17 protein-coding genes and 3 pseudogenes are annotated in these 24,869 nt (G+C 62.2%); 11 read left to right on the top strand and 9 right to left on the bottom strand.

Annotated features, from left to right (window positions below):
* Positions 1 to 83: 83 nt before the first annotated feature.
* A complete protein-coding gene (locus AC58EF_RS07200; RefSeq protein ID WP_497275619.1) occupies positions 84 to 1,295 on the bottom strand; it encodes an NAD(P)/FAD-dependent oxidoreductase in 1,212 nt (403 codons plus the stop codon).
* A 681-nt stretch (positions 1,296 to 1,976) separates the two neighbouring features.
* Positions 1,977 to 2,166 (bottom strand): annotated as a pseudogene (locus AC58EF_RS07195) (family 1 glycosylhydrolase); the annotation flags it as partial.
* On the opposite strand from AC58EF_RS07195, the pseudogene AC58EF_RS07190 reads away from it, so the two are divergent.
* Positions 2,161 to 2,880: pseudogene (locus AC58EF_RS07190) on the top strand (DUF5597 domain-containing protein); the annotation flags it as partial. The pseudogenes AC58EF_RS07195 and AC58EF_RS07190 sit on opposite strands and share 6 nt — an antisense overlap.
* Before the next feature lie 114 nt (positions 2,881 to 2,994).
* On the opposite strand, the gene AC58EF_RS07185 reads toward AC58EF_RS07190, so the two are convergent.
* Genes AC58EF_RS07185 through AC58EF_RS07175 form a run of 3 tightly spaced genes read right to left on the bottom strand, consistent with a single transcriptional unit; the run spans position 2,995 to position 5,419 of the window.
* Positions 2,995 to 3,993: an SMP-30/gluconolactonase/LRE family protein gene (locus tag AC58EF_RS07185; RefSeq protein ID WP_497275618.1), complete on the bottom strand. Its 999-nt coding sequence runs from the start codon at positions 3,991 to 3,993 to the stop codon at positions 2,995 to 2,997.
* Positions 3,990 to 5,093 (bottom strand): Gfo/Idh/MocA family protein, encoded by a 1,104-nt coding sequence (locus tag AC58EF_RS07180; RefSeq protein ID WP_497275617.1) that lies wholly within the window; start codon positions 5,091 to 5,093, stop codon positions 3,990 to 3,992. The genes AC58EF_RS07185 and AC58EF_RS07180 overlap by 4 nt, the downstream gene beginning before the upstream one ends.
* A gap of 29 nt (positions 5,094 to 5,122) precedes the next feature.
* Positions 5,123 to 5,419: a response regulator transcription factor gene (locus AC58EF_RS07175; RefSeq protein WP_497275615.1), complete on the bottom strand. Its 297-nt coding sequence runs from the start codon at positions 5,417 to 5,419 to the stop codon at positions 5,123 to 5,125.
* 306 nt (positions 5,420 to 5,725) lie between these two features.
* Between AC58EF_RS07175 and AC58EF_RS07170 the strand changes: the two genes are divergently transcribed.
* Complete coding sequence (locus tag AC58EF_RS07170) at positions 5,726 to 7,072, top strand: GntP family permease (protein WP_497275613.1); 1,347 nt, start codon at positions 5,726 to 5,728, stop codon at positions 7,070 to 7,072.
* A gap of 19 nt (positions 7,073 to 7,091) precedes the next feature.
* The gene (locus tag AC58EF_RS07165; RefSeq protein ID WP_497275846.1) at positions 7,092 to 7,769 is read left to right on the top strand and encodes a FadR/GntR family transcriptional regulator; all 678 of its coding nucleotides are present in this window, start codon (positions 7,092 to 7,094) and stop codon (positions 7,767 to 7,769) included.
* A 20-nt stretch (positions 7,770 to 7,789) separates the two neighbouring features.
* Here the strand turns inward: AC58EF_RS07165 and AC58EF_RS07160 are convergent, their stop codons facing one another.
* Positions 7,790 to 8,269, bottom strand: a complete 480-nt coding sequence (locus tag AC58EF_RS07160) for a gluconokinase (RefSeq protein WP_497275845.1) — start codon at positions 8,267 to 8,269, stop codon at positions 7,790 to 7,792.
* Between the two features lie 214 nt (positions 8,270 to 8,483).
* On the opposite strand from AC58EF_RS07160, the gene AC58EF_RS07155 reads away from it, so the two are divergent.
* From AC58EF_RS07155 to AC58EF_RS07135, 5 genes and pseudogenes are all read left to right on the top strand, one after another.
* A complete protein-coding gene (locus AC58EF_RS07155) occupies positions 8,484 to 11,507 on the top strand; it encodes a glycosyl hydrolase family 28-related protein (RefSeq protein ID WP_497275612.1) in 3,024 nt (1,007 codons plus the stop codon).
* 137 nt (positions 11,508 to 11,644) lie between these two features.
* The gene (locus AC58EF_RS07150; protein ID WP_497275610.1) at positions 11,645 to 14,641 is read left to right on the top strand and encodes a TonB-dependent receptor plug domain-containing protein; all 2,997 of its coding nucleotides are present in this window, start codon (positions 11,645 to 11,647) and stop codon (positions 14,639 to 14,641) included.
* A gap of 71 nt (positions 14,642 to 14,712) precedes the next feature.
* On the top strand, positions 14,713 to 17,763 hold the full coding sequence (locus AC58EF_RS07145; RefSeq protein ID WP_497275608.1) for a glycosyl hydrolase family 28-related protein: 3,051 nt from the start codon (positions 14,713 to 14,715) through the stop codon (positions 17,761 to 17,763).
* On the top strand, positions 17,760 to 17,897 hold the full coding sequence (locus AC58EF_RS07140; RefSeq protein WP_497275606.1) for a hypothetical protein: 138 nt from the start codon (positions 17,760 to 17,762) through the stop codon (positions 17,895 to 17,897). The genes AC58EF_RS07145 and AC58EF_RS07140 overlap by 4 nt, the downstream gene beginning before the upstream one ends.
* Before the next feature lie 11 nt (positions 17,898 to 17,908).
* Positions 17,909 to 18,365, top strand: a pseudogene (locus AC58EF_RS07135) (transposase); the annotation flags it as partial.
* 20 nt (positions 18,366 to 18,385) lie between these two features.
* On the opposite strand, the gene AC58EF_RS07130 reads toward AC58EF_RS07135, so the two are convergent.
* Positions 18,386 to 18,889 (bottom strand): hypothetical protein, encoded by a 504-nt coding sequence (locus tag AC58EF_RS07130; protein ID WP_497275604.1) that lies wholly within the window; start codon positions 18,887 to 18,889, stop codon positions 18,386 to 18,388.
* Between the two features lie 82 nt (positions 18,890 to 18,971).
* Complete coding sequence (locus tag AC58EF_RS07125; RefSeq protein WP_497275602.1) at positions 18,972 to 21,821, bottom strand: TonB-dependent receptor domain-containing protein; 2,850 nt, start codon at positions 21,819 to 21,821, stop codon at positions 18,972 to 18,974.
* Between the two features lie 295 nt (positions 21,822 to 22,116).
* On the opposite strand from AC58EF_RS07125, the gene AC58EF_RS07120 reads away from it, so the two are divergent.
* Together AC58EF_RS07120 and AC58EF_RS07115 are read left to right on the top strand one after the other, a co-directional pair.
* Positions 22,117 to 22,881, top strand: a complete 765-nt coding sequence (locus AC58EF_RS07120; RefSeq protein WP_497275601.1) for an MBL fold metallo-hydrolase — start codon at positions 22,117 to 22,119, stop codon at positions 22,879 to 22,881.
* Positions 22,882 to 22,922: 41 nt separating this feature from the next.
* Positions 22,923 to 23,225 (top strand): hypothetical protein, encoded by a 303-nt coding sequence (locus tag AC58EF_RS07115; protein WP_497275599.1) that lies wholly within the window; start codon positions 22,923 to 22,925, stop codon positions 23,223 to 23,225.
* 15 nt (positions 23,226 to 23,240) lie between these two features.
* Here AC58EF_RS07115 and AC58EF_RS07110 read toward each other — a convergent pair whose 3' ends face one another.
* Positions 23,241 to 23,702 (bottom strand): MarR family winged helix-turn-helix transcriptional regulator, encoded by a 462-nt coding sequence (locus AC58EF_RS07110; protein ID WP_497275844.1) that lies wholly within the window; start codon positions 23,700 to 23,702, stop codon positions 23,241 to 23,243.
* 74 nt (positions 23,703 to 23,776) lie between these two features.
* Here AC58EF_RS07110 and hppD point away from each other — a divergent pair, with 74 nt between their 5' ends.
* Positions 23,777 to 24,823: a 4-hydroxyphenylpyruvate dioxygenase gene (gene hppD / locus AC58EF_RS07105; RefSeq protein ID WP_497275597.1), complete on the top strand. Its 1,047-nt coding sequence runs from the start codon at positions 23,777 to 23,779 to the stop codon at positions 24,821 to 24,823.
* Positions 24,824 to 24,869: the final 46 nt, after the last annotated feature.

The raw sequence follows: 24,869 nt of genomic DNA, 5'->3' as shown, positions 1-24,869 counted from the left end.
TTCGATCCTGTCCCCCCGATCCGAAGGTAACGACAGCGGGGACATCTTCCCCGCTGTCAGGGCTTCGCCTCAGCCGTCAGCGCCTAAAAATCGACTGTGCGGGCGGCGAGCACATTCTCATAAGCCGCCGCACGTTCAGCCGCCGGAGGATAGATCCAGACCTCGTTGATCTCCTTCTTGACGGCCTTGGCCTGTGCGCCGCTGATCTCCAGCTTGGAATCCCATCCGCGCGTGAAGACGGCATTGTCGGGGCCAAGATCGAGACAGGTCACATAGACGGGCTGATCGTAGGGAAGAGTCGCCTCTCCCAGCAGATCCGCGGCGGCGTTGTGTCCGGCAAAGGCGCCCAGACGGCGGGCATGTTGACACGACATGGCCGCATAATTCCCCGCCGTATCGGTCTGCGCCTTGGCGGTGTCACCCGTCGCGAAGATATTGCCCGGACCCGGCACGCGCAGATCAGGCTCCACGATGACGCGGCCCAGATTGTCGCGCTCGGCGGGCAATTGCGCGGTCAGCGGCGAGGCGCGCATGCCGCCGGACCAGATCACAGTCGAGGTTTCGATCTGCTCGCCATTGGCCAGGGTCACGCTGCTGTCATCGAGTGACGCGATGCCGACATTCAATCGCGTTTCCACGCCCAGCGCACGCAGCCGCTCCTCGATAAAAGGCCGTGGCTCCGCGCCCATCGCCGGCGCGACATGCTCGGACCGGTCGACGATGATGACGCGGATATCGGCATCCTCGCCCAGTATCTCGCGCAGACGCCCCGGTATCTCGGTCGCGAATTCCAGCCCCGTGAAGCCGGCACCACCGACGACGACTGTGTTGCGCGCGATCGACGCCGGCTTCTCCGCCAGCGAGTGCAAATGGCGATCGAGCGCTACCGCTTCGGCCAGTTGCGTCGCGGCAAAGCCGAACTCGGCGAGACCAGGGATCGGAGGAGCAAAGCCGTCGCTGCCAGCGGCAAGGACCAGTCGATCATAGTTCAGGCTAGTCGACGTGCCATCGCTCGCGAGGATCGCAATCGTCGACGCAGTGCTGTCGATTGTCTCGACGGTGCCTTTGTAATAGTTGATGTCGGTCGCGCCGAACAATTCGGTGAGAGGCGCGACCATCTGTTCAGGATTGCGTTCATAGAGACGCGGGCGGATGACCAACTCCGGCTCTGGCGAGACTATAGTGATCATCAAATCGTCCGGCGAGACGCCCTTTTCATGACGCAGGCGAGATGCGCCTAAGGCTGCCATCATTCCCGCAAAGCCGGAACCGATAATCACGATATGCTTGGACATGATATTCCTCCTCGTCCTGATCGAAGACAACAGTGAAGTGATGGTTTGGCATCCCCGCCGAAGCGGAAGCATGACGCACGCCAAAATCAGGGGAGCAAGAGAGCCAGATCAGTAAGCGCCATCGACGTCCGTTCTCGATGCTATCCGCATATCTGGGACCTTCATCGGTTCGGGTGAGGCTTCACTGCCTTGCTTTGCTCTCCTCAGTCGATTGGTAACTCCATTTGACGTTTCATCTATAATGAAAACGGCCCGGAACTGTCGAGAATGAGGCACCCTATGCAATGGTTGAGGTTATCCTGTCTGAAAGCATAGGTCTCGATTTTCACAATATGGCGCATCTGCTGAATCGACGTGGGCTGAGGACATCGCTTACGATCTAGCGGCGGCCTGATCGACATAGATTTAGACCTTTCCATCCCAGTTCATGCGAAGGAGAGGCGAGATGGGAGAGATTCATTTTCTGCAGAGTAGCAGACTGTATCGTAAGCTGATTCATGGCCCTCACAGCGAGTTCGCCAGCGCATTTGCGGATCGGCTCTTCGCCGATCAACTCACCCAACAGTGTACGATGCGATCGCTCACCCTGGTCCTTGGTTTTGCCGCCTTATCCGAGATGGAAGCGAAACGGGCAAGACGTCGATTGCATCCGCGCAGCTATCCCATTCTCCAGGATCATATTCATACCAGCTTGTTGCTGCGCACGAGCTCGCGATACCAGTCGGCGGACAGCTTGGGGGCGCTTCTGGGTCTTGAAGTCCATATGGTGGATACCGAACAGCTTGGTATAGCCGTCCTCCCACTCGAAATTGTCCATCAGGCTCCAGACGAAATAGTCTTTCACCGGCAGCCCCTCGCGCGTGGCGCGGCGGCGCCTTCGCTCGATCTGGCCGCGCCGGACATTTACGACCGGGCGAGCCGCAATGTCTTCAAGCATGTCGACCTCTACACCCGGGCGGACAATGCGCTGATGATGCCGGAAATCGGCAATGCCGCTGAATATGCGCGCTATTTCTGGGCGGCGCTGGGCCGCGGCGTGATCGGCTTTGCGCCCTTCGGCATGGGTGGAACCGGCTATTATAACCCGCTGGGTGCCAAGGGTTTCGACGACGCGACGCTGGACGCCTTTGCCGCCAAATATCGGATCGTGGCGGCGGCGCCCTGGGCGAAGATCGCCTTCGACCACCCCGTCTGGGGCGCGGCCGAGCCGGATGACGGCGCGCCGGTCAGCACGACCATGGGCGACTGGACCATCATCGCCAGCTTCGGTCACTAGCAGTTCGGCCAGCGCGCATGGTTCCCCAAGACGGACCTGCCGGCCTGGACGGCTGCGCCGACCGGCGGCATGGTGGTTGCGCAGCTATCGGCCTATGAATTTCTCTTCACCGGCGACCATGTCCGCGTCTCCTTCGATCCCAAGTCGGGCAGCGCGCCGGGCGGCATGGTCGTCCGGGTCGAGGAAGGGCATTTCGATAAGGGCGCCTGGGTTATGGACCGCATCTGGAATGGCGATCAGACCGATTATGGCCTGAACCCGATCGACCAGCCGGTGTGGATCAAGGTGACGATGGGCCGCTATCGCTAAAGCGATTTCAAGTCAGATGGAACATCTGACGACTCGGAGCCGAAGGCCATTGTAGCTAAATCATTGAAAACAAAAAATATAGCCTGTTCCGATTCAATTTAATCGGAACAGGCTCTAGGACAAGAGCGGCACCATCGCCAGCCTGTCCGACGATGTCAGGAACAGGCTGGCACCGCCTTGGCCGAAACAGATATTGGCGACCGCCTTGCCGGTGCCCACCAGGCCCAGCGCTTCACCCTCCGGCGTCAATATATGGACGCCGCCCGGCCCGGTGGCGAAGACATGGCCGCCGGGGCCAACCTTGATCCCGTCGGGCAGGCCCGGCTGGCTCTGCGCCAGTTCGGGGCGGAAGTCGTGGAACAGGCGCTGCCCGGTCGGCCGCCCATCCCTGCCTATCGTATAGGCTCGCACTTCGGGCCGTTTCTCGTCCGACAGGGCGAGATACAGGGTCCGCCCGTCCGGCGCGATCGCCACGCCGTTGGGGCGGTGATGGCTGCCGTCCAGCAACGTCACCTTGCCGTCCGGAGCGAGCATATAAAGGCCGTTCTGCGGCAACTCGCGCAGGATGGACTGATCACCGTCGGTGAAGCCATAGGGCGGATCGGTGAAATAGATCATGCCCGATGGCGCGATGCACAGGTCGTTGGGACTGTGGAATCGCTGGCCCTCGAACCGGTCGGCCAGGATAGTGCGCTTACGGGTCTGAAGGTCGATGCGCACGATCGCGCGCGTGCCACTGTCCGCGGCGACCAATGCGCCGTCCTTGTCGATGGTCAGGCCGTTGAGGCCCGCCTCCCGCACCCCCGCCGGGATTTCACCCTGAACGCCGGACGGCGACAGGAAGGGCGTGGCGCCTTCGCCCCGGCGCCAGCGATAGACGATATTGGCGGGCGGATCGCTGAACAGCAGATAATCGCCCTGCGGCGCCCACACCGGCCCTTCGGCCCAGCGGAATCCCTCCGCCAGAAATTCCACCTTGGCGGACGGCGGAAGGATCGCGTCCAGGCCGGGCGCCAGGCGTTGGATGAAACCGGCCGGGGCGGGAGCCGGCGCAGCCATGGCCGCGACCGGCAGACTCGCCAGGCCTGCCAGCACGGTGCGTCGTGCGATCATGCGTTGATCCTGACGCTTCGTCCCTCGGCGGCGGATTGATAGATCGCCTCTATCACGCGCAGGTCGGCCAGCCCTTCCTCACCCGCCACGATCGGCGTCGCACCGCCGATGATGCATTCGGCCATATGATCGAGCTGCCCGGCAAACTGGTTCTTCGCCGGTGCGGGCAGCGTGCGGGGCGCGGTCACGCCATCCTTGCGGATTGTCATCGTCTGGCCGGAATAGGGTGTCGCCGGTTCCATATCGATCCAGCCCTGTGTGCCGCTGACGCGATACGCATTATGGGATGAACTGTAGCTGGAAATGCAATTGGCGATGATGCCGGACGGAAAGCGCAGCAGGAAGCTGATCCGGTCCTCCACGGTGCGGAAGCGCGGATCGGACCGGTCGGTGGAGTCGACTGCGCTCACCTCCACCGGTTCCTCCCCGGTCAGATAGCGCGCGGCGTTCAGGCTGTAGATGCCGATGTCCATCATCGATCCGCCACCCGACAGGGGCCGGTCCAGCCGCCACTGATCCGGCCTGATCGGAAAGCCGTGATCGGCGGTGATGAGCCGCGTCGGCCCGACATGGCCATTGCGCGCGAGATCGATCGCCAGCCGATTATAGGGTTCGAAACGCGACCGATAGCCGATCATCAGTTTCGTGCCGGCCTTGCGGCAGGCGGCGATCATCGCCTGGCATTCCGCCACGGATATCGCCATGGGCTTCTCGCACATCACATGCTTGCCGGCCTGGGCGGCGCGGATGCTATATTCGGCATGCAGACTGTTGGGCAGCACGACATAGACCACATCGATATCCGGATTGTCGCGGATGCGGTCATAGTCGGCATAGCTGTAGCGGTGGGTCTTCGGGATCCCATATTCCGTGCCATATCGGTCGAGCTTGGCGGGTGTGCCGCTGACCAGCGCCACCAGCCGGGCATGGTCGCACCCGGCGAAGTTCGGCATGATCTGGCGCGTGGCATAAGAGCCAAGGCCGACGATCGCATAGCCGATCCTGCGTGCCGGCGGTGTCGCCGCGCGTGCGTGCAGGCCTGTCAGCATCATGCTGGCGCTAAGGCCACCCAATATCTCGCGACGGGAACCGGTCGTCATGCCATCCTCCCAGCCCATGAAGGGATCGTTCAGTCCGCCACGCGGCTCATGGCCGGGCGCAACCAGCCCAGATTGCGGGCGGCGATGGCCGCCTGGGTGCGGTTACGGACATTGAGCTTGCGCATCAGCGCGGTCATATGGACCTTCACTGTAGCCTCGGCCATGCCCAGTTCATAGGCGATCTGTTTGTTGAGCAGCCCCGAATGGACGCAGCGCAGCACCTTCATCTGGGTCGGGGTCAGGCGGGGCGGTTCTGCGCCTCTACGGTCGACGCGTCCGAATTCCTGCTGATCGAGACTATCGTGCAAATCCATCGCGAAGTGCATCCGTCCTCTCCCTGTTCGGTCCGATAAAGTGCGCCAACTTATTGGCCCGCTGGCGGCATCGGAGTCGGTAACGCTAACAATAAGAGAATCAGTCAGACAGCTTCAAGCAAAAAATTGGCTGTTTTCACGAATAATCTAGGATATCGAGAATTTTCCTCTATAATCTGTCTAACAGATTTCAAGGTTCATAGGGCTGAATCGCTGGATTCCAGCGGATTAGGAGAGGGGTAGGATGGCGCTATCAATACGTCGTTCGGCTGCGTTTGCCGATATGGGTTTCCCCGCCGGCGCCGGGGCGCAGCGGCGATGAGCCCGGCGGACTATCGGCTTGTCCTTGCCGCCAGCGTGGGTATCGCCCTGTCCATCGCCCTCATCATCCGGGGGCGCCTCCATCCCTTTGTCGGCCTGCTCTGCGGCGCCTTCACCGTGGGGTTGCTCGCCGGACTGCCGATGGAGGAAACCGCCAAGGCGGTCGAAAAGGGCGCGGGCGCCATATTGGGCGGGACCGGCCTGGTCGTCGCTCTGGGCCTTGGCCTTGGCGCGATGCTGCAATTGTCGGACGGCGCGGGCGGCCTCGCGCGCGCCGCGCTGCGCCTGTCGGGTGTGCGCGGCGCGCCCTGGGCCAGCCTCTTCACCGCGATCGTCATCGGCCTGCCGCTCTTTTTCGAAACCGGCCTGGTTCTGCTGCTGCCGATCGTCGCTTCGGCGGCGGCGGCGCTGCCGGCCGGGCAAAATGGCGACACTGCCAAATTGCGCCTGATGTTGCCCGCGCTGTCGGGCTTGTCGGTGGTTCATGCGCTGGTGCCGCCGCATCCCGGGCCGCTGCTGGCGGTCAATGCGCTGGGCGCGAATCTGGGCCTGACGCTCGTCTACGGCCTTATCGTCGGCATTCCGACCGCGATCATCGCCGGTCCCCTGCTGGCGCGCTTCACGGCGCCGGGCGTCAAGCTCAATCCGCCCCTGCTCGATCCGGTGAAGGCAGATGTCCCTACGCCCTCGGTGGGCCGCGCGCTGACCGCGGTGCTCCTGCCGGTGGTGCTGATCGCCGCCGGTCAGGCGGTCGCGTTGCTGCCACCAGCCATGGCCGTCCATTTCCACTGGCTGGCCTGGGTCAGCGATCCGGTCGTCGCCCTGCTGGTCGCGGTGTTGGTCGCTCTGCCTCTGCTGTTCGGCCGTCGCATTACCGACCGCACCATCCAGAACGCGATCTGGACGGAGGCGATGACGCCCGCAGGCGGCATCATCCTGGCGATCGGGGCGGGTGGCGCGCTTAAGCAGGTGCTGGTGACGGCCGGCCTGTCCGACATGCTGGTGCGCATTGCCCAGGGCGGCGCAATCTCGCCGATCCTGCTTGCCTGGAGCGTATCGGTCTGCATCCGCCTGGCGACCGGCTCGGCCACCGTGGCGACCATCACCACGGCCGGTGTGATGCAGGGGCTGGTGGCGGCGTCGGGCGTGGAACCCGAATGGATGGTGCTGGCGATCGGCGCCGGCTCGCTCTTCTTCTCCCATGTCAATGATCCGGGCTTCTGGCTGGTGAAGAGCTATCTGGGCACCGATATGCCCGGCACGTTCCGGACCTGGTCGATCATGGAGACGGTGGTGGCGATCGTCGGCCTGCTATTGGTGCTTGTCGCGAGCAGCATCTTCTGATCAGGGGGGTGAGGTCATGATGAGCCAGTCGCGACTTTCCGATCATGTCTATGCGCAGGTCGTCGACATCATCAAGGCGGAGGATCTGGAGGTCGGTGCGCGCCTGCCGTCGGAGGCGCGGCTGGCGGAAATGTTCGGCGTGTCGCGCGCGATCGTGCGCGAGGCGCTGATGCGGCTGGCGTCGGACGGCATCACGGAGGCGCGGCGCGGGGCCGGCTCCTTCGTCAAGAGCCGCCCGTCCGACCGGCTGGCCATGTTCATGGCATCGACCGAGCTGCCGACCACGCTGGGCAGTTATGAAGTGCGTTTCGTGTTGGAGGCGGAGGCGGCGCGCCTCGCCGCGACCCGTCGCACCGCCCAGGAAATGGCCTATGTGGAGGAAGGGATGGAGATGCTGCGCGCGGCACTCCTGTCCAGCGAACCAGCCCATGTCGAGGATATGGAACTGCATCGCCGCATTGCCAAGGCGACGGGCAATCCCGCCTTCCTGCTCGCCTTCGACGCGCTGCATGGCGATGTGGACAAGATCATGCGGGCGGGCGTCGACATCAGCCGGTCACGCCCGCCGGAGGTCATCGCCACGATGCTGCGCGAACATGAGCAGATCGTCGCCGCCATCCGCGCCCAGGATCCCGAAGGCGCAGCGCTCGCCATGCGCTGGCATCTGTGGGAAGGGCGCCGTCGCCTGATGCCCTGAAGCGATTGCCCTGAAGCGCTTCAGCTTAGCCAGGCCAGCACCTGGTCCCGCAACTGTTCCGGCGCGACATCGGTGGTCAGGATCATCGTGCGCGCATCGGGGGCCGGGCGCTCCAATGTCGCGATCTGGCTGTCCAGCAGGGTCGCTGGCATATAATGGCCGGGCCGGTTGTTGAGCCGGGCCAACAATTCCTCCCGGCTATTGTCCAGCAGCACAAACCGCACATGGCTGCCGATCGCCGATCGCAGCCGGTCCCGGTAGCTTTCCCGCAACGCGGAGCAGGCCGCGACCGCTGCGCCATATGTCTCACTCGCTGTCGCAGTCGCGGCGCCCAGCCGGTCGAGCCAGGGCCAGCGATCCTCGTCGGTCAGCGGCTGCCCGCCGCGCATCTTCTCGATCGCAGCGGGGGCATGGAAACTGTCCCCCTCCAGGAAGGGACAGGCCATGGCGTCCGCCAGCAGGGCGCCCAGCGTCGATTTGCCGCAGCCGCTCACACCCATGACGATCACGGCGAGAGCGGACGAAGGGGCCAAGGATGATAACAAAGCGACGTCCCTTGCAGACGGACGGCGTCGAACGGCGCCGCGACACTGTTCCCTCGCTATAGAATCGCGGATCGCCGCGTGCAAACTACGACCTTCGTCGCAAGTGCCAAGTCCAGGCCGGATCTTTAATCAGGCGATCCCAGGTAGATAACAGCATGGAGAGGCGGCTATGATCGGACGCAGCATGATCGCGGCTTTGTTGGCGGCGACCACTTTGGGAGCGCCGGCCCGGGCCGCAAGCCCGTCGGTTTTCCCCGTCGCGCCGGACGAACCCCATGCCGTCACGGTCAAGGCGAAGGGCGACGGCAAGGCCGACGACAGCGCGGCGATCCAGCAGGCGCTGGACCAGGCGCGCGACAAGACCGGCCATGGCATCGTCTTCCTGCCGTCCGGCACCTATCGCATCACGCGCAGCCTGATCGTACCGGCGGGCGTGCGCGTCTATGGCGTCGGTCCTACCCGGCCGGTCATCCTGCTGGGCGCCGACACACCGGGATTTCAGCAGGGCGTGTCGACGATGGTCATCTTCGCGGGCGGCGATCAGTATAATGTCGGCAAGGTGCCCGTTCCGGTGCCGACCGTCGTACCGCGCGACAAAGTGGTCCGGGATGCCAATTCCGGCACCTTCTATTCGTCGATGAGCAATGTCGATATCGAGATCGGCGCGGGCAATCCGGCGGCTGCGGGCGTGCGCTTCCGCATGGCGCAGCATGCCTTCCTCAGCCACATGGAGTTCCGCCTGGGCACGGCGTTCGCCGGCGTCTATCAAGCCGGCAATGTCATCGAGAATGTCCATTTCCAGGGCGGCCGCTACGGCATCGTCACGGAAAAGACCTCCCCCGCCTGGCAGTTCACCCTTCTGGACTCGACCTTCGACGGCCAGCGCGACGCCGCCATCCGCGAGCATGAGGTCGATCTTACCCTCGTCAACGTCGCGATCCGCAACACGCCGGTCGGGATCGAGATCGACCGGGGCTATAGCGACAGCCTCTGGGGCAAGGATGTCCGGTTCGAAAATGTGTCGAAGGCCGGCGTCGTCATCTCCAACGAGAATAATGTCTTCACCCAGGTCGGTTTCGACAATGCGCTTGTCCAGAACAGTCCGGTCTTCGCCCGCTTCCGCGACAGCGGCAGGACGGTGGATGGCAAGGGCAAGGCCTATAGGGTCGCAAATTTCTCCTACGGCCTCGCCGTGCCGGACCTGGGCCATCAGGGCGAATATAAGACGGAAGCGGATATTCAGGTCCTGCCCGCCATGCCCGCGCCGCGCGAAAGGGCCATTCGCGACCTGCCGCCGATGCGCGAATGGGTCAATATCCGCACATTGGGCGCGATGGGCGACGGTAAGGCCGACGACACCGTCGCGATCCAGAAGGCGATCGACAGCCATCGCATCCTCTATTTCCCGGTCGGCTTCTACAAGATCACGAACAAGCTCACCATCCGCCCCGACAGCGTGCTGATCGGCCTGCATCCCGCCATCACGCAACTCTATATTCCCGACGACAATCCTGCCCATGCGGGTCTCGGCCCGGTGCTGCCGATTCTCGAAAGCCCCAAAGGCGGCGACAATATCCTGTCGGGCCTTGGCCTCTTCACCGGCCGCATCAATCCGCGCGCTTCGGCGCTGCTGTGGCGATCGGGCGAGAAAAGCCTGGTCGAGGACGTGAAGATTATGGGCGGCGGCGGCACGCCGACCGCCGACGGCAAGATGCTGGGCGCCTTGCGGGTCAATACGGGTGATCCGGTCACCGACGGACGGCTGGACGCCCAATATCCCAGCATCTGGGTGACGGACGGCGGCGGCGGTACCTTCGCCGACGTGTGGAGTCCCAACAGTTTCGCGCAGGCTGGATTCTATATCACCGACACCAGCACGCCCGGCCATGTCTATGAAATGTCGGTCGAACATCATGCCCGTAACGAATTCGTGCTCGACAATGTGCAGAATTGGGAGTTTCTGGCGCCGCAAACCGAGCAGGAGGTGGATGACGGCCCGGACGCCATCTCGCTCGACATCCGCAATTCGAAAAATCTGCTGTTCGCCAACTATCATGGCTATCGCGTGACGCGCACCTATGCGCCGGAAAAAAGCGCGGTCAGGCTGACCAATTCGAGCGATATCCGTTTCCGCAACGTCCATATCAATGCCGAGAGCGGCTATGCGACCTGCGACGACGAAGGCTGCGGCACTTTCCTGCGGGCAAGCAAATATCCGTTCGACAATGCGATCGAGGATGTGAGCCGCAAGCTGCTGGTGCGCGAGCGGGAATTTGCCAAGCTCGACATCGGCGCGGCCGACCGCAAGATCACGCCGGTCTCGCCCAGCAGCGCCAGGGTCGAGAAGCTGGAGGATGGCTTTTGGTCGATCTCCGGCGCGGCGGTGGACGCCAAGGGCGCGCTCTACTTCATCGACCGCCGCTTCCAGCGCATCCATCGCTGGAGCGAAACCAAGGGACTGGAGATCGTTCGCGACCATGCGCTCGATCCGGTCAATCTGGCGATCGACGGGTCGGGTCATCTGCTGGTCCTGTCCTCTCTGGGGCCGAAGGCGGGCGTCTATTCTGTCGATCCGGAAGGGCCGAAGGACCAGATGACGCTGATCCAGCCGACCCCGATACGCGCGGGCGGCGCGGCGAAGACGCTGCTGCCGGTCAACTGGTGGAATAATGGCGAGTTCAGGGACCAGCTCGACCACAAGACATATGCGTTCACCACGCTCGCCGAGATGTTCGCGCGCGACGCCGGCACGCCCAAGGCGAAGGAATATCTCTCCCCCGACGGCAGCCTGTCCCTGCCCGCCTTCCGCACATGGCAGCAGGGCCCCATCGATCATACAGGCTGGCGCTGGTCCGACAGCCTGAACGCGAACGGCCTCATCGGCGGCAAGCCGGGCGAGCGCCTGTTCGTCACCAATGGGTCGGAGAATATAACCTATAGCGGTACGGTCGGCGCGGGCGGCACGCTGACCGACCTCAAGCCCTTCGCCAATCGCGGCGGCGAAAGCGTCGCGGTGGATGGTCAGGGGCGCGTCTATGTCGCGAACGGGCAGATCTTTGTCTATGGTCCCGACGGCAAGGAAACGGGACGCATCGACGTGCCGGACCGGCCGTTGCAGATCCTGTTCGGCGGGCCGGACAAGCGCACGCTCTTCATCTTGACGCATCACGCGCTCTACGCGGCAAAGCCCTGAAATCAGGGCTTCCGGCAGCATCTACGACCTATGTCGTAAGTGCGGCGGACGGGGCGCGGGGATAGGCTTTGTAGGATCGCCCGACATGGGCGCGACCGGCTCCGGGAGGATGGGTCGGATATAAAGGGGAAGGATCAATGAAAGTGACGATCGCAATCCATCGGCAACTGGCCGGCGTCAGCCTGGCGGCGGTGGCGACCATGGCCTTGGCCGGACTGGCGCAGGCCCAGACCCAGACCCCGACCCAGTCCGCCCCCGCGCCGCAGCCCCAGAGCATCACGCCGCAGGACCAGGCCGACGATGCGTCCGCGCCGCGCGCCGCCGATATCGTCGTCACCGGATCGCGCATCACCACCAGCGGTTTCAATGCGCCCACGCCCACCACGGTTATCGGCGAGGAGCAGATCGCCAACAATGCGCAGCCCAATATCTTCAACACCGTGGCCCAGCTGCCTTCGCTCCAGGGATCGACCGGCGCGGCGACCGGCACCTTCAGCACGTCGAGCGGCCAGCAGGGGCTGAGCTCCTTCTCGCTGCGCGGCCTCCAGCCCATCCGCACCCTGACGCTGCTCGACGGCCAGCGCGTGGTCGGCGCCAACGTTACCGGCGTGCCCGACATCAGCATGTTCCCGCAACTGCTGGTGAAGCGGGTCGACGTCGTGACCGGCGGCGCCTCGGCTTCCTATGGGTCGGACGCGGTCGGCGGCGTCGTCAACTTCATCACCGACACCCATTTCGAAGGATTCAAGGGCAATATCCTGGGCAGCATCACCAAATATGGCGATGACGAGACGGCGCTGGTCCAGGCCGCCTATGGCAAGTCCTTCATGGACGATCGCCTCCATCTCGTCCTCAGCGGTGAATATGACCATGAAGGCGGCGTCGGCGCGGGCGATTTCGGCACGGACCTGGCCGGCAGCCGCGACTGGTATCGCGCCACCACCTTGATGAATACCGGCCAGACCAATAATGGCCTGCCGCAGTTCAACTATCGCGACTATGCGCAACCCTATCAGTTCGCGCGCTACGGCCTGATCAACAATGGTCCGTTGCAGGGCATCGCCTTCGATCAGAATGGCACGCCCTATAATTTCAACTATGGGTCGAACGGCCAGCCGACCGGCACCGGCGCCGTCACCAACTGCTATCCCGGCAACAGCTTTTGCGAGGGCGGCGATCTGTCGGGCGCGCCGGGGTCGGGCGCGTCGCTCAAGTCCAAGCTGGAGCGCATCAACGGCTATGGCCGGATCGGCTTCGACTTTGCCGAGGACAATGAAGCCTATGTCACGGTCAATGTGGCGCAGGTGAAGACCAACAATCAACCCAGCCCCGGCTATGGCCGCGCGAGCCTCAGGGTCGAATGCGCCAACGCCTTCCTGCCGCAACTGGTCAAGGATCGCTGTGCCACTGCCGGCATTACCTTCTTCAATTTCGGGTCGAGCAACGCTGCCTTCCCCGATCCGCAAGTCTATACTGACCGGCGCCAATATCGCTTCGTCGCCGGGGCCAAGGGCAAGTTCGAGGTCGGCGGCTCCGACTGGAACTATGACGCCTATTATGAACATGGCATCACCATTTCCGACATCCGGGTGAAGGATATTGTCCTTCAGAACCGCTATGCGGCGGCGGCCAATGCGATCACCCTCAACGGGGCGATCATTTGCGCCGATCCGGTGGCGCGGGCCAATGGCTGCCAGCCGATCAACATCTTCGGCGGCTTCACCCCCTCTGCGTCGGCGCTCGCCTATGTCGCCCCGCATGAAAATGGTCCGTTCCAGCACACCAAGCTGACCCAGGACGTCGCCAGCCTGAACTTCTCGGGCAATCCCTTCGAGTTGTGGGCCGGGCCGGTGTCGGTCGCGTTCGGCGGCGAATATCGTCGGGAATTCTACCGGGTGAATGCGGACCCCTATGGCGCCGGCGTTTCGGACCTCAGCCCCAACAGCCCGGACTATCCCGCCGATCCGCTGCTCAACGCAGCGCAGGGCAATAACTGGGCAGCCGGCAATTACAAGAATGGCCGCGGCAAATACGAAGTCTATGAAGGTTTTCTGGAAGTCGACCTGCCGCTGTTCGACAGCCAGTCGGTGGGCCGTGCGAACCTGAATGCCGCCGGTCGCGGCACCCATTATAGCACGTCGGGCACCGTGTGGGCGTGGAAGGTGGGCGGTACCTGGGACACGCCGCTCGACGGCATTCGCCTGCGTGCCGTGACGTCGCGCGACGTGCGTGCGCCCAACCTGTCGGAGCTGTTCGCGGCGCCGACCGTCACGACGCTGCCCAATTTCAACGACCCCTTCCAGGGCGCCGCCGTGCAGGCGTTCCAGAGAACGATCGGCAACCCCAATCTGAAGCCGGAAATCGCGCGCAACACCGAAATCGGCATCGTTCTGGCGCGGCCGTCCTGGCTGCCGGGCCTCAGCCTGTCCTTCGACTATTATGACATCAAGCTGAAGGGAGTTATCTCCAGCCTGTCAGCGCAGCAGATCGTGCAATTCTGCTTCGATGGCAATCAGGCCTTCTGCGGCGGCTTCAGCCTCGACAATGCCAATGTTCAGGACAATTTCATCAATGTCCAGCCGTTCAATCTCGCCTCCTGGCGGACCAGCGGGTTCGATATCGAGGCCAGCTACCAGTGGCAGCAGCCGCTTGGGCTGCCCGGCAATTTCACCGTCCGCGCGCTGGGCACCCATATCCGCAAATTCATCGTCAATGCTGGCGTCGCCGGCGTGGACCCGGTCGATCAGGCCGGCGCCAACAACGGCAATACGCCCGACTGGAAATGGCTGGCGGTGCAAACCTATGACAGCGGCAGGTTCAGCCTGACGGTGCAGGAACGCTGGTTCAGCGACGGCACCTTCGGCAACCAATATGTGGTCTGCCAGTCGTCCTGCCCCGCCTCGACCGGGAATCATCCGACCATCGATTATAACAGGATGAAGGGCGCCTTCTATATGGATATCGGCGCGACCTTCAAGTTCAGCGACCGTCTGTCCATCTATGGCAAGGTCGATAATCTGTTCGATAAGGACCCGGTCGCATCGCCCCAGACCAATACCGGTCTGGATATCAATCCGGCGCTCTACGACACGCTGGGCCGCATCTATCGCGCGGGTGTCCGCTTCAACTTCTGATCGTCCCTGATCTCCCCCAACCTCGTCCCGGTTCTGCACGGCCGGGACATCTTCTTTTCGGAGCTTGCCGAATGTATCGCTGTTTGATCGGCGCCTGCGCATCGATGCTGCTCTGTCTGGCGGCGGTCCAGACGGCGCAGGCTTCCCCGTCCGTCTATGTCAGCGCGCCCGACGAACCCCGCGCCGTCGCCGTGCAAGGGGTGGGTGATGGCCGCGCCGACGACAGCGCCGCGATCCAGGAGGCAATCGACAAGGCGGCGGAGAAGGGCGGTGGTGGCATCGTTTTTTTGCCCGCCGGGACCTATCGGATCAGCCGCACCCTGTTCCTCTGGCCGGGGGTCCGCATCTTCGGCATCGGTGAGAAACGGCCGATCATCCTGCTCGGCAAGAACACGCCCGGCTTCCAGCGCGGCGTCGCCCATATGCTGATGTTCACCGGTAGCACGCGTCAGACCGACAAGGACACCCGGCCTGCCGCCTTCCCGCCTGCCGGCACTGTGCCCTTCAACAAGGACATAGCCGACGCCAATCCCGGCACCTTCTATTCCGCGCTTGCCAATATCGATTTCCGTATCCTGGACGGCAATCCGGCCGCCACCGCGATCCGTTTCCATTCCGCGCAGCATAGCTTCGTCAGCCATGTCGATTTCGACATCGGCTCTGGCCTGGCCGGTCTCTACCATGTCGCCAACGAAGCCGAAGACCTGCATTTCAGGGGTGGCCGCTATGGCATATTGGCCGAGAAGCCGTCGCCCGCCTGGCCGTTCGCGCTGGTCGACGCGACCTTCGAAGGGCAGCGTGACGCGGCCATTCGCGAGCATGAAGCGGGCCTGACCCTCGTCAACGTCGCTTTCCGCAATGTGCCGGTCGGAATCGAGATCGATCGCGGCTATGGCGACTGGCTCTGGGGCCAGGATGTCCGGTTCGAAAATGTGTCGAAGGCCGGCGTCCTCATCTCCAACGAGAAGAATGTCTATACCCAGATCGGCTTCCAGAATGTGCTGGCCGCCAATAGCCCGACTTTCGCCCGCTTCCGCGAGAGCGGCCGGACGGTGGCAGGCGCGGGCGCGGCTTATAAGGTCACATCCTTCACCCATGGCCTGACCCTGCCCGGTCTTGGCCGCATCGGCGAATATAGAACCGAGATGGAGGCGGAACGCATCGCGAGCCTGCCCGCGCCGGCCGCGCCCGCCATTCGTGCGCTGCCGTCGGTATCCGAATGGGTGAGCGTCCGCACATTCGGTGCAAAGGGCGATGACAGCACGGACGATACGGCCGCGATCCAGAAGGCGATCGATAGCCATCGTGTCGTCTATCTGCCCGCGGGCTTCTATCGGGTCAGCGATACGCTGCGTCTACGCCCCGGCACGGTGCTGCTGGGCTTGCACCCCAGCCTGACGCAGATCGTGCTGCCCGACACGACCCCCGCCTGGGCGGGGGTCGGTGCGCCCAAGGCGCTGGTCGAAAGCGCCCAGGGCGGCGATGCGATCGTCGCGGGCCTTGGCCTCAACACCAACGGCGCCAATCCGCGCGCCACCGCGCTGCTGTGGAAAGCGGGCGCCCACTCGATGGTCAACGACGTCAAGTTCCAGGGTGGCCATGGCACCGATCGCTTCGATGGCAGCCGCGTCACGCCCTATAATAACAATGCTACCGCTGATCCCGACGCCGCGCGCCGCTGGGCCGGCCAATATGCCAGCCTCTGGGTCACGCAGGGCGGTGGTGGCACCTTCGCCAATATCTGGAGTCCCAGCACCTTCGGTCATCCCGGCATATTGATATCCGACACGGACACGCCCGGTCGTCTGATCCAGGCGTCGGTCGAACATCATGTCCGCACCGAAATCGGCCTCAACCGCGTTTCCAACTGGGAATTGCTGGCGCCCCAGACCGAAGGTGAAGCGGGCGAGAGCGGCAATGCCGTCGCGCTGGAGATCCGCAATTCCCACAATATATTGGTCGCCAACTTCCACGGCTATCGCGTCACCCGCACCCGTGAGCCTGCGCCGGCCGCCGTCACCCTCTATAATTCCCATGATATCCGTTTCCGCAACGTCCATGTGAATGGCGAAAGCGGCCTTGCCACCTGCGACGAAAATGGCTGCGCGACCTTTTTGCGGCTCACCAAATTCCCGTTCGAGAATAGCATAAGGGACGTGACCCATGGGCTCGACGTGCGCGAGCGGGAGTTTGCCGTGCTGGATGTGCCGGCCAAGCCCGATCCGGTCACGCCCTCCACCTTCCTGGGCGCCAGGGTGGAGAAACTCGCAGCAGGTTTCCACTCTGCCGGCGGCGGCGCAGTGGACGCGCAAGGGCGTTTCTATTTCATCGACCGCAAGTTCCAGCGCATCTGGCGCTGGTCCGATCAAGGACGGCTGGAAATGGTGCGCGACGCCACGCTCGATCCGGTCAACCTGACTGTGGATCGTTCGGGCAACTTGCTGGTTCTTTCCTCCTATGGCCGCAACGGCACGGTCTATAGCGTCAGGCCCGATGCGCCGGACAGCGAGATCAGCGTCATTCCCGCGACATCCGTGGCTCCGCATCCAGGCGCAGCCACGGTGCTGCCCGTCAACTGGTGGAACAATGGTGAGTTCAAGGATCAGATCGATCCCAAGACCTATGCATTCACGACGTTGGCGGACATGTTCGCGCGCGATATGGCGCTGCCCAAGGCCAGGGAATATGTCTCGCCCGACGGCAGCGTCACCCTGCCGGCATGGCGCGTCTTCGCGCAGGGACCGGCGGACCATCGCGGCCTGCGCTTTTCGGACTCGCTCGACAGCTACGGGTTCATCCAGGGCAAGCCGGGCGAGCGCGTCTACATAACCAACGGCTCTGAAAACCGGACATATAGCGCCGTGGTCGGCGCAGGCGGCGCCATGACCGACCTGGCCATCTTCGCGGAGCGGGGCGGCGAGGGCGTCGTGCGCGACCGGGAAGGGCGGGTCTATATCGCCAATGGGCAGATTTTCGTCCACGCCGCCGATGGGCGGGAAATCGGGCGGATCGACGTGCCTGAACGCCCGTTGCAACTGGTTATCGGGGGGAAAGAGGGGCGAACGCTGTTCATCCTGTCCCACCATGGTCTGTATGCCGTGACGCTGGAGCAGGGCGCATGACCATGATTGCGCGCCTGCTTGCCCTTCTGCTGTCCCTGTTCGCGGTCACGGCGGCGCTTGCTATCCCGACCTGGAAGATGGTCAAGGGCGGGCGGGATCGCGCCCTTGCGCATGTCGACCTGGGTCTCGGGTGACGCCAGGCGATATCCTCAGCGATACCCAAGGGTATCTGGTCCATGCCGTCATTCACACCGCCGATATTCAGGATCGAGACGGTGCGCCACTGGTGCTCACAGAGATCCTGGGATGCTTCCCGTGGCTACGCCACGTGTTTGCCGACGGCGGCTATTCGGGAAGCAAGCTCAAGGACGCCTTGAAGCGCACCGGGGAATGGACGGTAGAGATCATCAAACGCTTAGACGCTGCCAGCGGCTTCGAAGTCCTGCCAAGGCGCTGGGTTGTCGAGCGAACTCTTGCATGGCTCAACCGAAACCGCCGCCTGCCAAGGACTTCGAACAGACTATCGCATCCGCGACCGCCTAGGGATCTCCGTCGCCTCGATCCAGCTCGCCACCAGGCGGATCGCAAGGCATCTATGCAGTTTAATTTCGGCACCGACTCTGAGACCACCACAGAGGATAATCGCGATAAAACTGCGATAAAGGAGGTGTCTAATGAGAGCTCATTCCTGTGGCTTGGCGAATGTCGGATCGTAGCGTTCGTGGCAGCTGTCGCAGGCGACATCGAGATCACCTCCGGCTTTCAGAAAAGCGCTCGGGTCCCGTTTTTCCGCTGCCGCGGCGGCCTCCAGCGCGACGCTTCTGACCCGTTTGACTGCCTCGTCCCAAGCCGGCTCTTCTACTCGTCGGCCCGGGATCAGCAGGACATTGGTCATTTCCGCAAGGGCGAGACTTGCACTTTCGGCATCTTCCCATTCGCCATCGTTCTTCGGGAACAATGAATGATCGCCGCTGGCATTGCTCACCCAGCCCTGCCGCTTCCAGATCCCATCACCGGAATATTGCATCACGTGGAGCATGAACTCCTTCGTGGGCAACTTCGTGTAGAAGACGGGTTCGCCCGCTTCGGCCTTATTCTCGACGACGGGTTTGTCCGCTGCTTGATGTTCGGAGCAGCCGGATAGTGCCATCGCGGTCAGGATCAGAGTACGGAATGCTCGAGTCATGTCAGTCCTTCTTGCGACTGTTCACCGAAGGCAGGATAAAGTCGCGGCCCGCCGAAGCGGGCCCCGACCCTGGGAAAGAGCCTCAGAAGTTCAGGCGGAGGCCTGCGGTGTAGTAACGTCCGATCGAGTCGTCGCCAGACACCGCTGGGTTGGCGGTCCCCGGTGCGCTCGTCCTGAGCAGAGCCGGAGAAATGCGGGGAGCGGTGTCGAACAGATTGCCGACGTTGAAGAAGAATTGGGCCGTACCGTTACTGCGGAAGGGCACGTCGTACGACAGGTTCAAGTCCGTATAGAAGGCGGATCGCAGATAGGGATCGGCATACACGGCTTCCAGCGTTTCCTGGCGCTTCTGCTTGCCCAGGTAACGCATCTGAAGGTCCAGGCCGAAACCACCGCTTCTGTAGCTGACCATGCCCGTTAGACGATGCTTGGACATCCCTACCTGGCCCGCATCATCATCAGGAAGGGCGTCGGGATACGACCGAGTCTCGAGATGGGGCTGGTAGCTGTACAAGGCACGAAGTCGCAATTCACCGGGAAGCTTCGCGGCGATTTCGCTCAGAGAGAAATTATAGCTTGCTTCCGCGTCGAGGCCTTCCGTCCTGGCATCGGCGATATTGAGGCTGATCGTCCGCGTCAGTGTCGGGAAGTTCGCTGCCGTCGTATTGGTATAAGGGAACGGGCGAACGATGAGTTGGCACAGCTGCGAGGCGCCACCCGATGCTGCGCATTGCTGCAGGATCGATGCGTTGGTGCCGGCAAGCGAGCTGATCGCATTGTTGATGCGGATATTGTAGTAATCGAGCGCGAGAGTCAGGCGAGGAAGCCATTTGGGCTGATAGACGACGCCCGCGGTATAGGTCCTGGCGACCTCGGGCACGAGATCGGGATTTCCGCTCGTCTGGACGTTGACGTTGCCGGTGACGCCAGTGAGCGGATCGACGATTCTCGTGAAGCTGAGGCCCGTGATCGGAGAAAGGTCGGCGAGGGTGGGTGCGCGGATGTCCCGCGACTTTGCTGCACGGAATTTGAGACCCTCTATGGGTTCGTACGTCAGGCCCAACTTGTAGGTCGTGACGGACCCGCTGCTGTCATAATGGGTGTAGCGCACGGCTCCGTTGAAATCGACCTTTCGGGCAAAAGGCAGGTCTGCCAGAAGCGGGAACAGAATTTCACCGCCGACTTCCCAAACCTCGTTCTGGCCCTCGCGCGGAGGTTCGGTCGTATAGCCCCATAGCGGCGGCAAGCTGGTCGCGTTGACGCCTCTGACCCCCGTGTAGATGCCGGGAGGTAGGTAATTGGGATCGTCGCTCGTCGTCTGTTTCATCGACACCTTGCGATATTCCGCATTGATCGACGCCACGACCTTGCCGGCCCAGTTTTCGAATGCCGTACCCGAGATGCTCGCACCCAGGTCATCCATCTTGTTGACGGCCTGCCACGAGGTGTCGCCCAGAACATAGTCCAGGGCGGCCTGACTCTGGTTGCCGACGCCGAACATATTGATCGGCGCGCAGCCCGCGGCCAGAGGGCTGGAAGGGTTGGTGAGCGTGATGCGGCATACCGCGTTGCCGTTGACGTCGCGTACGGCATCGAGAGCCGCATAGAGATTCGGGTAATTGACGTTGTTCCTCGTGACCGACGTCACCTTCGCTTCATCATGTGAATAGTAGAGCCGCCAATCCAGATCGCCGAAGATCTTGCCTTCCAGCCCGGCACTTCCGCGGTAGACCCTCGTCTTCTGGTCCGTCGAGGCATAGATCGAGAGATCGTTGTTGATCCTGTTCATGACGAATGATGGAGCGTTGGCAGCCGTGAGCATGGCTTGTGCGGATGTCGGTAGAAAGGCGTTGCCACTGTAGATCGTGTAACTCGCGACCCGCTCATTCAGATTCTGGGTCTGGGTCGATCCATCGGAATAGCTGCCTTCGGCGAAGAATCTGAGATCGTCCCCCAATTGATAATCGAACCTGGCGAATATCTGGTTGGTTTCGAGGTTGTTGACCAGGGTCCCCTGGAAGTAACCTCCATCGCCCCCGCTCGCGATGTTCTGGGTCCGCGTGGGCGTGCCGGGATTGAAGGTCGCTAACGTGCCGGAGCCCACGAATTGCCGCCCTGCGAATGGACCGCTCGTGACCAAGCCTCCGAATGCGGCGTTGGACACGGTAGCATGATCGGTGAGGACATAGGGGTTGGTCGCCGTGCCGCCCCCGGTGTAGACCGGGCGATCGGCAGCGAAATCGCGCTCCGATTGTCCGGGTATCCCCTTGTTGTCGTAATGTTCGGCGCTGAACTCGAAGTGTCCGCGATCACCGATGTCGAACCCTCCGGCGACGCCGACGCGCCATGACGGAGCGTCACCGCGGTCCGAAATACCTTGTTGGACATTGAATTTCAGGCCGTTGAACTTCTTGTCCAAGATGAAGTTCACGACCCCGGTCACGGCGTCGGAGCCGTAAACCGCCGAAGCGCCGCCGGTCACGACTTCCACGCGTTCGACCAGCATCTGCGGAATGGTGTTGGTGTCGACCTGACCGTTCACCGCGGTGGCCCCCAAGCGGCGCCCGTCCTGCAACACGAGCGTACGGATGGCGCCGAAGTTTCGCAGGTTGAGATAATTGCCGGTGAAGATGTTCGAGCGACCGGCTCCCGCTCCATTGCCTGCGCCGACGCTCGTGGTCGAGCCAGCGAACTGGGGTAGCTTGTTGAGCGCGTCGGGAATGTTGGACGGCGTCACCTGCAATTGCTGCGCCGAGGTGATCGTCACCGGTGTGGGGGCATCCTGTCCGTCGCGAATGACACGCGAACCGGTCACCACGATATCTTCGAGGGCGGCGGGTTCGGTTTCGGTCGATCCGGCATCCTGCCCCCATGCCGGTGTAGCCATTGCGATCAAGGCTGCGCCTGAAAGCCAAGCTCTCTTGCGGTACATATCTCTCCCTTCGCTCTCATATTTCTAGCAGACTCGGTTGGTCTGTACTTTAATTTTTCCAGTAGAAATTATGATGAGCAATATATTTATTAGTTTGTCATGATTTATCAAAGTTTGTTCGACAAATTATCTTATTTGATGGATATATTATCTTGTGTAAGACTTAAATTGCAGCTGAGTCATCATGACTCGACTCTACCGAAGCGTAGGGGTGGGCCATTGGTCGACCATGGGTAGGGGCTCGGTCGGGTTGCCCGAAGTTGGGCGGAAATCGCAAGTAGGTAGGAGTGAATAAATGGCCTTCGGATCGCGCATTCCTATACTGGCGTTCGTTCTGGCAGCATTGCCGGTGCTCGGCTGCATCTCCGCATCGTTCGCACAGGACCGGCTGCCGACGAAGTCGGGGGATCTGGAGATCCAGCCGATCAAGCATGCGAGCTTCGTGCTGCGATGGTCCGGCAAGACGGTCTTCGTGGATCCTGCCTGGGACAAGTCGCTTTATGACGGATTGCCCAAGCCGGATCTGATCCTCTTCACCGACATCCATCGCGATCATTTCGACGTATCGATCGCCGAAGCCGTCGTGGGTCCCGAGACGCATATCATTGCGCCAGCGGCCGTTCGCGATCTGATGCCACCCGGCTTGCAGGCTCGGACCACGGTACTCGCCAACGGCGCTTCATCGACGGCGCTCGGGGCGAAGATAGAAGCCGTCCCGATGTACAACATCAGCCCTGACAGGCTGCGCTTCCATTCCAAGGGGCGCGGTAACGGTTACGTCCTCGATGTCGGCGGACGCCGAATATACATAGCCGGTGATACGGAAGATACGGCGGAGATGCGTGCGCTCGAAAGGATCGACGTGGCATTCATTCCCATGAACCTTCCATACACGATGACGATCGAGCAGGCGGCGGACGCGGTGAAGGCGTTTCGGCCCGCTGTAGTCATCCCGTATCACTATGGGCAGAGCGATGTCCGCAAATTCGCCGACCTCGTGAAGGCCTTGCCTGGTGTGCAGGTCTGGCTGAGGGATTGGAGAGAGGAAGGGGCGAGGTAGCAGCCTCAGCGCGTTCGCCCCAATCCATTGCGGAGTTAGATTTGAGTTTCCTTATCCCCAATATCCGCCCATTCAACGAAGCTCGCGCCAATCTCGCGAGTGCGCAGGTGACGGCCAACCAGATCGATCCGCTGGCGATAATCCAGCGTCTCGATCCGATATTCGGGGACATCCAGCAGTCGAGCGCGGATCCGCTGGAGCTCCGGCGAGCGCTTGCCGGCGGCGGCGCCATATTCCCGACGAACATACGCCAGGAGCGCGCCGCCAACCTTATCACGCTTTTCCGGGTGATGGGTGGTGATCGTGCAGTAGGCGAGGCAGGAACGACTGACGGAGGCGAGTAGATGTCAGGTCTCTCATCATGCAGCAGTCGAGTCCGAGGCCAATACGATGGCGTCCACTCTCCTGAGCATGTTCTCGAACTGATCAATCTCTTGCTTCGTGAACGCGCCGAAAATGCGCTGTTCGAGATCGAGAGCCTTGGGAACCACCGCTTCGTAGAGTTCGCGGCCGGCAGCAGTGAGCGTGAGGAGGTGCGAGCGTTGGTCCGCAGGGTTGGGCTGGCGCGCGATGAGGCCTCGGTCGATGAGGCTGGTCGCCGCCCGGCTGACGGAGACTTTATCCATTCTGGTCTTGAGACCGATCGCCTGCTGAGTGATCCCCGCCGGGTTCTCCGCGATCACGGCGATGAGGCGCCACTCGGGAATTCGCAAGGCGAACAGCGCTTCATACGCGCTCGCAACGGTGTCGCTCACCAGATTGCTCGTGAACGACAGGCGATAGGGAAGGAATCGTTCCAGCAGCAGAAGTTTCTCGGTCATCGGCATGTAGTAACATTTGACACCAATTCCACAACGCGCATATTGGTTTCAAATGTAACTAAATGGAGATTCGCGTGACTGGCATCGACAATCCCCTGGGCCTTGATGGTTTCGCATTCTGCGAGTTCACTTCGCCCGATCCCGCAGCCATGGCGGCGCAGTTCGAACAACTCGGCTTCGTGGCTGCAGCAAGGGTCGAGGCGCGCGGCCTGACACTCTATCGTCAGGGAAGGACGGCGTTCGTCCTCAATTCCGGTGGAGGTCACGCGGAGCGCTTTCGCGCAGAACATGGTCCGTCCGCGAACGGAATGGCGTTCCATGTCGCGAATGCGGCGGATGCTCATGCGAATGCCCTTCAGCGTGGTGCGAATGCGGCGGATACCTCTGAGAGTGCACTACCGGGGGCGTTCGCTATCGAAGGGATCGGAGGAGCATTGCTCTATCTGGTCGAAGCCGACCCGTTCGCATCTTGGGAAGAAGTCGAGGGATGGAAGGAGAAGGCGGCCGAAGCGTCCGTAGGGCTGGATCTGCTCGATCACCTGACCCACAATGTCCGTCGCGGCCAGATGGGTGTCTGGTCGACCTTCTATGGACGGATATTCGGCTTCGAAGAGCAGAAATATTTCGACATCAAGGGCAAGGCGACCGGTCTTTTCAGTCAGGCGATGATCGCCCCTGACCGTGCCATCCGCATCCCGCTCAACGAAAGCCAGGACGACAAGAGTCAGATCGAAGAGTTCATCAAGGATTATAACGGGGAGGGCATCCAACACATCGCACTGTCTACCGACGATATCTACGAGACGGTCGAAAAGCTTCGCTCTCGTGGCGTCCGGCTTCAGGATACGATCGAGACCTACTACGAATTGGTCGACAAACGCGTTCCCGGGCATGGCGAAGATCTGGAGCGCCTGCGGGGGAACCGTATCCTGATCGATGGGGACGTCGAGAATGAGGGAATCTTGCTGCAGATCTTCACCGAGAACATGTTCGGACCGATCTTCTTCGAAATCATCCAGCGCAAGGGCAATGAAGGGTTTGGCAACGGCAACTTCCAAGCATTGTACGAGTCGATCGAACTCGACCAGATCCGCCGTGGCGTGATCACCGTCGACTCTTGATCCACACCGGGGAGACGAAGAAGATGACCGTGATCCAGAAGATTTC

The sequence above is a fragment of the Sphingobium sp. WR1 genome, assembly GCF_059693745.1.
The sequence above is the reverse complement of the archived record's forward strand: the minus strand, read 5'-3'. Positions and strand labels throughout refer to the sequence as shown.

Bases quoted from the DNA above. Each gene is read 5' to 3' on its own strand.
- AC58EF_RS07200 (WP_497275619.1), bottom strand. From the start codon at position 1,295: ATGTCCAAGCATATCGTGATTATCGGTTCCGGCTTTGCGGGAATGATG.
- AC58EF_RS07185 (WP_497275618.1), bottom strand. From the start codon at position 3,993: ATGATCGCACGACGCACCGTGCTGGCAGGCCTGGCGAGTCTGCCGGTC.
- AC58EF_RS07180 (WP_497275617.1), bottom strand. From the start codon at position 5,093: ATGACGACCGGTTCCCGTCGCGAGATATTGGGTGGCCTTAGCGCCAGC.
- AC58EF_RS07175 (WP_497275615.1), bottom strand. From the start codon at position 5,419: ATGCACTTCGCGATGGATTTGCACGATAGTCTCGATCAGCAGGAATTC.
- AC58EF_RS07170 (WP_497275613.1), top strand. From the start codon at position 5,726: ATGAGCCCGGCGGACTATCGGCTTGTCCTTGCCGCCAGCGTGGGTATC.
- AC58EF_RS07165 (WP_497275846.1), top strand. From the start codon at position 7,092: ATGAGCCAGTCGCGACTTTCCGATCATGTCTATGCGCAGGTCGTCGAC.
- AC58EF_RS07160 (WP_497275845.1), bottom strand. From the start codon at position 8,269: ATGGGTGTGAGCGGCTGCGGCAAATCGACGCTGGGCGCCCTGCTGGCG.
- AC58EF_RS07155 (WP_497275612.1), top strand. From the start codon at position 8,484: ATGATCGGACGCAGCATGATCGCGGCTTTGTTGGCGGCGACCACTTTG.
- AC58EF_RS07150 (WP_497275610.1), top strand. From the start codon at position 11,645: ATGAAAGTGACGATCGCAATCCATCGGCAACTGGCCGGCGTCAGCCTG.
- AC58EF_RS07145 (WP_497275608.1), top strand. From the start codon at position 14,713: ATGTATCGCTGTTTGATCGGCGCCTGCGCATCGATGCTGCTCTGTCTG.
- AC58EF_RS07140 (WP_497275606.1), top strand. From the start codon at position 17,760: ATGACCATGATTGCGCGCCTGCTTGCCCTTCTGCTGTCCCTGTTCGCG.
- AC58EF_RS07130 (WP_497275604.1), bottom strand. From the start codon at position 18,889: ATGACTCGAGCATTCCGTACTCTGATCCTGACCGCGATGGCACTATCC.
- AC58EF_RS07125 (WP_497275602.1), bottom strand. From the start codon at position 21,821: ATGTACCGCAAGAGAGCTTGGCTTTCAGGCGCAGCCTTGATCGCAATG.
- AC58EF_RS07120 (WP_497275601.1), top strand. From the start codon at position 22,117: ATGGCCTTCGGATCGCGCATTCCTATACTGGCGTTCGTTCTGGCAGCA.
- AC58EF_RS07110 (WP_497275844.1), bottom strand. From the start codon at position 23,702: ATGACCGAGAAACTTCTGCTGCTGGAACGATTCCTTCCCTATCGCCTG.